The organism is Mesorhizobium sp. (genome assembly GCF_004963255.1).
Lineage (GTDB): Bacteria > Pseudomonadota > Alphaproteobacteria > Rhizobiales > Rhizobiaceae > Mesorhizobium.
This window is the reverse complement of sequence record NZ_SUGA01000090.1, coordinates 1-1,227: the sequence shown is the minus strand read 5'-3', so window position 1 is coordinate 1,227 and position 1,227 is coordinate 1. Positions and strand designations below refer to the sequence as shown.

The following is a 1,227-nucleotide window of genomic DNA, read 5'->3' as shown; positions in this document are numbered from 1 at the left end:
CCTTCTCCCCTTGTGGGAGAAGCGCAACCATTAGCTTAGGCGGCGTGGTTTGCGGGCTTGCTCCACGGAGTGCCGCGTTCGACGACGGCGTTGGCGAAGATGAGGAGCTTTCTGACACAGGCGATGATGGCTTTCCTGTGGGCCTTGCCGTTGTTCGTAAGGCGGCCGTAGAGAGCGACCAGGGCGGTGTTCCAGCGCTGGGAAGCGGGCAATGCAGCATTGAAGAGCGCTCGGCGGACACGACTGCGACCGCCGGCGATATGGCGCTCGCCGGTACGTTCGCCCGAGTCGTCGTCGTAAGGAGCGACGCCAACCAAGGCAGAGATTTGCTCGCGACTGACCTTGCCGAGTTCGGGCAAGAGGATGACGAGGGTGAGCGCGGTGCGTATGCCGATGCCATCAACGCTGGCGATCAGCTCGAGCCGCCGAGCGAGATCATCGTGTTTGCACACAGCGACCTGCAGGAGCAGCAGTTCGGCCTCGCGGCGCCGCTGCAGACGCTGAACGTCACGCTCGAGTTGGTTGAGAATCCGCTTGGTGGTGAAGTGCTCGCGCCGCGTCTTGAGGTGAGCGATATCGTACTCCAGCTGCTCGATGAAGAGCAGATGCTCAGCGAACGCGGCCAGCCTGGTGTCTGGCGGTTCATGCAGGTCGCCGAGATTGGCAGCGCACTCGGCGATGAGGGCGGCGTCGATACGATCGTTCTTGGCACGACGCAGCTTGTAGATGGCAAAGGCATGCACTTGACGCGGCTGCAAGAGAGCGACCTCGAAGCCGTGCTCGCGCAGATATTCCACGACGGCTCGCTCGTAACCTCCGGAGGCTTCGATGCCGACGCGTTTGATCTTACGCGCGCTCAGCCAAGCAACCAGCACTTGATGTCCGTCTCTGGCATTGGCTACGCGCAACCTCTCGCTCGTCGGATAGGTTGCGACATCAAGCGACTTCTTGCTGGTGTCGATTCCGGCGGTTTTTGTGCTAGTCTCATTCATCTTCGTCGTCCCTGCCTTGCATACGAACCTGGTTGTTCCAGCAACCATCCGGGCCACGATGAAGAGCCGATCGCGATCTTGCTTCTCCTTAACCCCACGGGTTCGGGTGTCCCGCGATCCGACGATCGGCGCCAACGGCCGGGTGGCCACCCGGCCGTTGGCGTCCCTTACGGGACGACCACTTCATACAACATTGCTTATGCAAGGTGTCGCCGAAGGCGACGGATGAGGGGTG

Annotated in this window: 1 protein-coding gene; it reads right to left on the bottom strand. The window is 61.5% G+C overall.

Going from position 1 to position 1,227, the window contains the following annotated elements:
* Window positions 1–35: 35 nt before the first annotated feature.
* Window positions 36–992: an IS110 family transposase gene (locus E5X34_RS32540; protein WP_292573309.1), complete on the bottom strand. Its 957-nt coding sequence runs from the start codon at window positions 990–992 to the stop codon at window positions 36–38.
* Window positions 993–1,227 lie beyond the last annotated feature (235 nt).

What these genes read in the sequence shown, in the direction of transcription:
- E5X34_RS32540 (WP_292573309.1), bottom strand. Translation starts at nt 992, where the DNA reads ATGAATGAGACTAGCACAAAAACCGCCGGAATCGACACCAGCAAGAAG.